General features: G+C 46.3%; 9 protein-coding genes. 7 read left to right on the forward strand and 2 right to left on the reverse strand.

Annotation, left to right across the window (positions count from 1 at the left end; genetic code table 11):
- A partial coding sequence (locus V5298_RS18730) for a biotin synthase BioB (RefSeq protein WP_332932954.1) occupies window positions 1-506 on the reverse strand: 506 nt, incomplete at its 3' end.
- 98 nt (window positions 507-604) lie between these two features.
- Between V5298_RS18730 and bioA the strand changes: the two genes are divergently transcribed.
- The 5 genes from bioA to V5298_RS18755 all read left to right on the forward strand — a co-directional run bounded on the left by bioA (window position 605) and on the right by V5298_RS18755 (window position 4747).
- A complete protein-coding gene (bioA, locus tag V5298_RS18735) occupies window positions 605-1876 on the forward strand; it encodes an adenosylmethionine--8-amino-7-oxononanoate transaminase (RefSeq protein WP_416351206.1) in 1272 nt (423 codons plus the stop codon).
- A gap of 11 nt (window positions 1877-1887) precedes the next feature.
- Window positions 1888-2421, forward strand: a complete 534-nt coding sequence (locus V5298_RS18740) for a DUF2937 family protein (protein ID WP_332932956.1) — start codon at window positions 1888-1890, stop codon at window positions 2419-2421.
- Window positions 2422-2580: 159 nt separating this feature from the next.
- Window positions 2581-2847: a hypothetical protein gene (locus V5298_RS18745; protein WP_332932957.1), complete on the forward strand. Its 267-nt coding sequence runs from the start codon at window positions 2581-2583 to the stop codon at window positions 2845-2847.
- Window positions 2848-3089: 242 nt separating this feature from the next.
- Window positions 3090-3608, forward strand: a complete 519-nt coding sequence (dps, locus tag V5298_RS18750; RefSeq protein ID WP_332932958.1) for a DNA starvation/stationary phase protection protein Dps — start codon at window positions 3090-3092, stop codon at window positions 3606-3608.
- Window positions 3609-3775: 167 nt separating this feature from the next.
- A complete protein-coding gene (locus V5298_RS18755; protein ID WP_332932959.1) occupies window positions 3776-4747 on the forward strand; it encodes a calcium/sodium antiporter in 972 nt (323 codons plus the stop codon).
- Window positions 4748-4756: 9 nt separating this feature from the next.
- On the opposite strand, the gene V5298_RS18760 is transcribed toward V5298_RS18755, so the two are convergent.
- Window positions 4757-5128: a hypothetical protein gene (locus V5298_RS18760; protein ID WP_332932960.1), complete on the reverse strand. Its 372-nt coding sequence runs from the start codon at window positions 5126-5128 to the stop codon at window positions 4757-4759.
- Between the two features lie 271 nt (window positions 5129-5399).
- Here V5298_RS18760 and asnS point away from each other — a divergent pair, with 271 nt between their 5' ends.
- Together asnS and V5298_RS18770 are read left to right on the forward strand one after the other, a co-directional pair.
- Window positions 5400-6797: an asparagine--tRNA ligase gene (gene asnS, locus V5298_RS18765; RefSeq protein WP_332932961.1), complete on the forward strand. Its 1398-nt coding sequence runs from the start codon at window positions 5400-5402 to the stop codon at window positions 6795-6797.
- A gap of 190 nt (window positions 6798-6987) precedes the next feature.
- Window positions 6988-7621 (forward strand): paraquat-inducible protein A (locus V5298_RS18770; RefSeq protein ID WP_332932962.1); only part of this gene is annotated, 634 nt, incomplete at its 3' end.

Below are 7621 nucleotides of genomic sequence, written 5' to 3' on the forward strand. Positions count from 1 at the left end.
GGCGAAGTATCCAGGTTGTGGTTGTAGTAATCCAGCCCGGCTTGTTTAAGGGCAATGGCTTGCTCTCGACTTAGCATGCCAAGGGTCATACAAGTTTCAAGCCCCAGTTTTTTCACTTCTGCCACCATTTTAGTGACATAAGGCATGTCTTTGTCCCGAGGATTACGCCAGGCCGCGCCCATACAAAAACGAGTGGATCCCGTGGCTTTCGCTTCCTTGGCCCGCTCAATCACTTTTTCTATCTCTAGTAAGCGCTCTTTTTCCAGCCCGGTATCATAACGGGCACTTTGCGGGCAATATTTGCAATCTTCCGGACACGCACCGGTTTTAATCGACAATAAGGTGCTGACCTGCACTTCATTGGGATCAAAATACTGTCGATGTATTGTCTGCGCCTTAAAAAGTAAATCATTGAATGGCATAGAAAAAAGTTGCTGAACTTCCTCAGTAGTCCAGTTATGCCGAATATCCGCTGAGGAGTGTGGTGCGTTGGCAGCCATGGTCATGCCCTATCCTTTACTATTAATAAATACTGGCTTAGTCTATGCGTGACGAACTAGTTGTCAACCCTAATGATTTTCTAACATTTACTAATGGTTATATTTTGAGCAATATAGAATTTGATCGCCAGCATATTTGGCACCCTTATACCTCTGCCATTGATCCCCTGCCCTGTTACGAAGTCACCGGTGCCGACGGGGCTACCATCGAACTAAAAAACGGCAAAACCCTCATCGATGGCATGTCGAGTTGGTGGGCGGCCATACACGGCTATAACCATCCCGTACTGAATCAAGCGGCAAAAAAACAAGTGGATGCTTTTTCCCATGTCATGTTTGGCGGCTTGACCCATGCACCAGCGGTGGATCTTTGTCGTTCATTACTGACCATCGCGCCAGAAGGTTTAAACCGGGTATTTTTGGCCGACTCAGGCTCAGTTTCGGTGGAAGTGGCCTTGAAGATGGCCCTGCAATATTGGGCCTGCCAAGGACGCAAAGAAAAACACAAAATTATCACGCCCCGTAATGGTTATCACGGCGATACCTTCGCGGCTATGTCGGTGTGCGATCCCATCAATGGTATGCACAGTTTGTTTAGCGGTGTGTTAAACAAACAGGTATTTGCCCCCGCACCCCAAACCCGGTTTGATCAAACCTTTAGCGAAGATGACATTCTGCCTTTACAAGAATTATTCGAGCGCCACCATCACGAACTGGCAGCCTTGATCATCGAGCCGATTGTTCAAGGGGCTGGCGGCATGCGTATTTATCATCCGGAATACTTAAAACGATGCCGACAACTTTGTGATGCCTATGACGTCCTTTTAATTTGCGATGAGATAGCCACGGGATTTGGCCGCACGGGGAAATTATTTGGTTGTGATCATGCCCAAATCAGCCCTGATATCATGTGTTTAGGAAAAGCATTAACGGGCGGCTACATGACATTAGCGGCCACCTTGTGTACCGAAGATGTAGCCCAAGGAGTCTGTCAGGGGGAACCGGGCGTATTCATGCATGGTCCCACCTTTATGGGTAACCCGTTAGCGTGTGCAGTAGCCAATGCCAGTTTGAGCATTATTCGTGAGGATTCTTGGCGTGAACAGGTAGCGGCCATCGAAACCCAACTTAATGCCGAGCTGGCGGTGTGCCGCCAATTGTCCGTTGTACAAGATGTTCGCATACTTGGCGCTATCGGCGTGGTGGAAACCCGATCGCCTGTGGATGTGGGCCGTATACAAAAGCAATGTGTGGAAAAAGGGATATGGATCCGCCCCTTTGGTAAACTGATTTACATCATGCCACCGTATATTATTTCACAACACCAACTGAGCAGGCTAACGAGCGGGATCTACGAGATTCTGGCAAGCCTGTAACCCGAGGGTTAATGATGCAATTACTTGCACGCTTTGTGGATAAGATCCTGTTTGCCACCTTGTTCATTGCATCATTGCAAATACCTGTCCTGTTCGATCATTACCGCCAATACCTAGCCGGTTTTTATGAGGCCACCCGCCAGCAAGTCGCCCAGTTAGACGCGCTGGCAGCCCAGTACGGCTTTGCCTCAACCGATTCGCTGATCACCCACCTAAGTGAAAATAGCGATCCTATCGTTAGGCAAGATGCCCAAGCAAAAGCCCAGTTATTACGCACGTTAACTGACACCGAAAAAGGGCTGGCTATTTTGCAACACGGGAATTATTTTCAGCGCGTAGGTTATATTTTCTCACCTCGCAGATCTGCCACCTTGTCACAGGTACTAGAAAACTTTACCCCGGCGCTGCCATTAACTATCAACTCAGTGATATACAGTTTGCTGTTGGCGCTACTACTAAACAGTCTCTTACTGGCTCCTTTTTGGGGCTGCAAAACCGCATACGCCTGGCACAAGCAGCGTAAACAACGGCTACGAATTAGTTAGGCCCGTTGTTACTAGCACGGTGAACATTTTGTTGGCACTCATGTTGCAATAATTCCCATTATGATACCCATCCAATATCTTGCGCGTGGCTCACTTCAATTTATTTGCGCTTGATATAAAAGGATTTTTCCAATCAACAACCGAAAAAAGGTGATTGTTATGTTGAATGAAAATACGTTACTCATTGGGCAACTGTTGCAAATAAGAGACAATATTATCGCCAAACGGCATGCAATCCCCCTTTCACTGCAAGATGAATGGCATCGACTGGTAGAACGTACCGCCGCCTTTGATATTCGCGAAGCCTTTACCATGGCCCGAAAAGGCGCATCTTTTTCTAAGCCCTCTTTGTTTGAAGGCAGCGCAAAAGAATTATCAAACCTCGTTCATACCCTGCGTGATTTTAATCAAAAAATCGGCCGATAAGTGTAAACCGGCAGTATATGATTATGCTGCCGGTTAAAAGTATATTTCTTACAGGGTTTTGCAATTTTTACCTAAACCCGCCATCCTCACCTTGGCAAAAAACCTCGCCGTTAAAAACTCAAGCTATTGAATATAAACAGTTTTTAATAATTTATTTCAATGGCACAGCCATTGCTCCTCTTTACTTACTGTCTTTGTGGTTGAATCAACGACTGCAGATATTCACAATCTTAGGAGAAATTATGAGCAATCATACTATGGCTGAATTCACCGCACCGGGTCTCACCAACGATGAGGCAAAAAGCACTGTACAAACGTTACAACAACGTCTTGTTGCCCTACTTGACCTGCAACTTACGCTAAAACATATTCATTGGAATGTGGTGGGTGCCAATTTTATTGGTGTGCACGAAATGCTGGATCCCCAGGTGGAGACGGTACGGGAAATGACCGATACCCTTGCTGAACGTATTGCCACCCTCGGTGGCGTGCCAAAAGGCACACCCAAAGCCATTGTTGATGGACGAAGCTGGGACGATTACGCCATTGGCAAGGGCATGGTCAGCGACCATCTTGTTTCCTTAGATGCGGTATACAACGGTATCAATGGCGATCACAGAAAAGCCATCGAAACACTGTCAGAAATCGACCCGGTATCGGAAGATATCATCACCGGCCAACTTGCCCAACTGGAGCAATTCCAGTGGTTTGTTCGCGCGCACATCGAATCTGCAACCGGTTCATTGAACACCGATAAGTAAACAACCCCTTAGCATCCATCGCTAACAACAAACTAACCTTCCCTTAAAGCGCCAAAAAGGCTTAAACGCCTTTTGGGCGCGCAACTCAGACGTAATTTTCTGTAAAACCTGCTGGATTTTGTGGTAGTTTAGCCACGAGAAATTACTGCTTTGTCTGAGGAATACCTATGCTCCTAGCTTCTATTGCCATCGTCGCGGGATTAGCCGTTTTATTATGGAGTGCGGGGAAATTCGTTGATGGCTCGGCGGGGTTAGCAAAACACTTCGGCTTATCGCCTCTGCTTATCGGCATGCTGATCATTGGATTTGGCACCTCTGCCCCAGAAATCATCGTTTCAATCTTTGCCGCGCTTCAGGACAATTCTGGCATTGCGCTGGGGAACGCATACGGCTCTAACATTGCTAACATTGCTTTGGTTTTAGGTCTCACTGCGGTTTTTAGTCCCATCGCAGTCCGTTCCGATATCATCCGGCGGGAACTGCCCATTCTCCTTGGTCTGACCTTTTTCGCCAGCTGGCAATTGCTTGATCTTAACGTTTCGAAAGACGATGCCTTTTCACTGCTAGGCTTATTTATCCTGCTGATGGGATGGAGCATATGGACGGGTTTAAAAGGTGGCAGCGATAATCTGGCCGCTGAATACAGCGAACAAATTAACAGTGAAGAATCCTCGGTTAAAACTAACCTTATCTGGCTCTTGGCCGGTCTGGCTTTATTAGTTGCCAGTTCACGGATTTTAGTCTGGGGCGCAGTGGAAATTGCCACGCAATTTGGTGTCAGCGACACCATTATCGGGTTAACCATTATTGCCCTTGGCACGTCACTGCCTGAATTGGCCTCATCCCTGATGGCGGTTAAAAAAGGCGAACACGAAATGGCCTTAGGCAACGTGATTGGCTCCAATATGTTCAACACCCTCGCGGTGGTGGGAATTGCCGGCACCATTCAACCCATGGTAGTAGAGTCGAGCTTTTTCTATCGTGATGTTCTAATTATGGTAGGCACTTCAATTGCCCTGTTTGTGTTTTGTATTGGTATAAAGGGTCCAGGAAGGTTAAACCGACTGGAAGGCGGGATTTTGGTGTTGGGCTATCTCCTTTACACCTGGTATCTTATCCAATCGTCATTTATTAGTTAGCTTGCCCTGTTACAAAACGTTTAAATTGAGGGTCAGTAAGCTAACCAGTGAAATGCCCGCCAGAATAAATAAATTAACACCGAAATGGTCTTCTTGGCGGCGGGTGCGCCGGGCACGAATAAACATAGTAAATAAGGTTAACCCCAAACTGATTTGCAGTAGCATCACCAATGCTTCTACGTGTTGTGCTGACCAGGTGGTTCGGCCTTGTACGCCCCAATAGGTTTGCACACCCGAGATGAAATCCGGGCGAGCAAAATGAAACACCACCAGCGCACACACAAGTAACAGCCAGCAAGTTAGGTTAATTGCGACAATAAAACGATACAGCCCATCTTTTCCCCGTGGCTTTTGGCGTCTATCCTGATTTACCGAATTCATGATAAATATGCTCATCGTTAAAGAAAGTTCGCTGGTATCCCGTTTCTGAATCAGTATACTAGCCCTTCGTTTTATACGTATGACTAGACACTTTGGATACCTACTGCACCACTGCAAGAGGAATTTCACTGATTTTCCCTTGTATTGACAGGGGCAGTTGCGTAAACCTATTAACGGCAATCTTAACGTGTCTTTTAGCAATTTTGAGTTATTTTTTTCACAATTCTCAAATAAAACAAATTATTTCAATAGGTAAGATGGAGACATTCAAATGACGCATGCGCCCGTTGTCGACGTGCTTGAAGGTAAGTACGCAGTTGGCGAAACGGTGACAGTCAAAGGTTGGGTGCGTACTCGCCGCGACTCAAAAGCCGGACTTTCTTTTATTGCTCTACATGATGGTAGTTGCTTTAATCCCGTTCAAGTAATCGCGTTAAATTCTCTGTCAAATTACGCAGATATCCAACGCCTGACTGCTGGCTGTTCCCTTGCCGTGGAAGGCAAAGTCAAACCCTCCCAAGGTCAAGGTCAAGATGTTGAATTAGAAGCCTTGTCCGTTGACATTTTAGGCTGGGTTGAAAACCCGGATACTTATCCGATGGCCGCCAAACGCCATTCCATTGAATACTTGCGTGAGTATGCCCATTTGCGCCCTCGCACCAACGTTATCGGTGCGGTAACCCGGGTACGCAACTGTTTATCCCAGGCTATTCATCGCTTTTTCCACGAACACGGTTATTTTTGGATAAGCACGCCTATCCTTACTGCCAGTGATACGGAAGGTGCCGGCGAAATGTTCCGCGTATCAACGCTGGATATGATGAACCTGCCACGCACAGACAAAGGCGACGTGGATTACAAAGAAGATTTCTTTGGTAAAGAAACCTACTTAACGGTATCTGGCCAGTTAAACGTTGAGACCTACTGTGCCGCCATGTCAAAGGTGTATACCTTTGGCCCCACATTCCGTGCCGAAAACAGTAATACCTCTCGGCATCTGGCAGAATTCTGGATGATTGAACCGGAAGTGGCATTTGCAGATTTAAGTGATGTGGCTCAGTTGGCCGAAGACATGCTCAAGTATGTCTGTAAAGCCGTACTTGAAGAGCGTGCCGATGACATGGCGTTTTTCGCCCAGCGTATTAACAAAGATGTTATTAACCGATTAGAAGCGTTAGTTTCTTCTGACTTTGTACGTATGGATTACACCGATGCCATCGACATCCTTAAAGCCAGCGGCAAAAAGTTTGAGTTCCCAGTGGAATGGGGCGTGGATTTGTCTTCTGAGCACGAACGCTATCTTGCCGAAGAGCACGTTGGAGCACCTATCATTATGCAAAACTATCCGAAGGATATTAAAGCCTTCTATATGCGCATTAATGATGATGAGAAAACCGTGGCCGCGATGGATGTCCTAGCACCGGGCATTGGTGAAATCATCGGTGGTTCTCAGCGTGAAGAACGACTGGATGTGTTTGATCGCCGTTTAGAAGAAATGGGGCTAAGCAAGGAAGATTACGGTTGGTATCGTGATCTACGCCGTTACGGTACGGTTCCCCATGCTGGATTTGGCTTGGGCTTTGAGCGCTTAGTTGCCTATGTCACCGGCATGCAAAATGTCCGTGATGTTATTCCGTTTCCACGTACCCCAGGAAACGCCAATTACTAAATCCCAAAAGCGGCGCATCATGCGCCGCTTTTTGTTCTATCTTCATTTCTCACTCTATTGCCCCTAGCAAATTATTGAAGCTAAGGTAGTGATTGTGTACATTGATTCATCCACTATCTTAATTTAATCGTTTATGCCCAATGACGCTATTACCACAGTTCAATGTGAGCAATGCTTAACAAAGGTAGATGTGCCGGAATTAACACACCGACAACGCGCCGTTTGTCCAACCTGTGGTCATACATTACTCACGTACAGAAAAAACCAGAATGATTCCGTACTGGCGTTAGCCATCAGTGCGCTGATATTCCTCGGCCTTTCCTTGCCTTTCAATTTTCTTTCTTTTCGAAGTAGTGGTGTTCAGCATCAAATTGCCCTTCCCGATAGTTTTAGTGCCCTGTTTAAGCAAGACTACCTTTCTTTGGCAATTATCACCGGTTTGGCCACACTGATTTTTCCTGGCTTGGTACTGATAGGCATGATTGTATTGGGCCACTATCGTAAGGTGAACCTAAAACCTAAGTTCTTAACCCATGTGTTTTTTTGGGTAAAAACACTGCTTCCTTGGAGCATGGCTGAAATTTTTCTTGTTGGTACCCTCGTAAGCCTTATAAAAGTGTCTTCCATGGCGGATATTTCCATTGGCTTATCTTTTTATGCTTTTGTTGCCTTTTCTGCCTGTATGACAGCCTGCGTAATACATTTTGATATAAACCGGTATGCTTTCTGGTTGTATGGTGAAATTCCCTCCCCCAAACCCATTACCGAACGCAGTATCACTGTGAGTATCCAACGCACTTGGGCATTACTTATTACCGCTACCT

The organism is Alteromonas sp. 14N.309.X.WAT.G.H12, assembly GCF_036697315.1.
Classification (GTDB): domain Bacteria; phylum Pseudomonadota; class Gammaproteobacteria; order Enterobacterales; family Alteromonadaceae; genus Alteromonas.

Coding starts and splice junctions, on each gene's coding strand:
- V5298_RS18740 (WP_332932956.1), top strand. CDS start 1,888: ATGATGCAATTACTTGCACGCTTTGTGGATAAGATCCTGTTTGCCACC.
- V5298_RS18745 (WP_332932957.1), top strand. CDS start 2,581: ATGTTGAATGAAAATACGTTACTCATTGGGCAACTGTTGCAAATAAGA.
- dps (WP_332932958.1), top strand. CDS start 3,090: ATGAGCAATCATACTATGGCTGAATTCACCGCACCGGGTCTCACCAAC.
- V5298_RS18755 (WP_332932959.1), top strand. CDS start 3,776: ATGCTCCTAGCTTCTATTGCCATCGTCGCGGGATTAGCCGTTTTATTA.
- V5298_RS18760 (WP_332932960.1), bottom strand. CDS start 5,128: ATGAATTCGGTAAATCAGGATAGACGCCAAAAGCCACGGGGAAAAGAT.
- asnS (WP_332932961.1), top strand. CDS start 5,400: ATGACGCATGCGCCCGTTGTCGACGTGCTTGAAGGTAAGTACGCAGTT.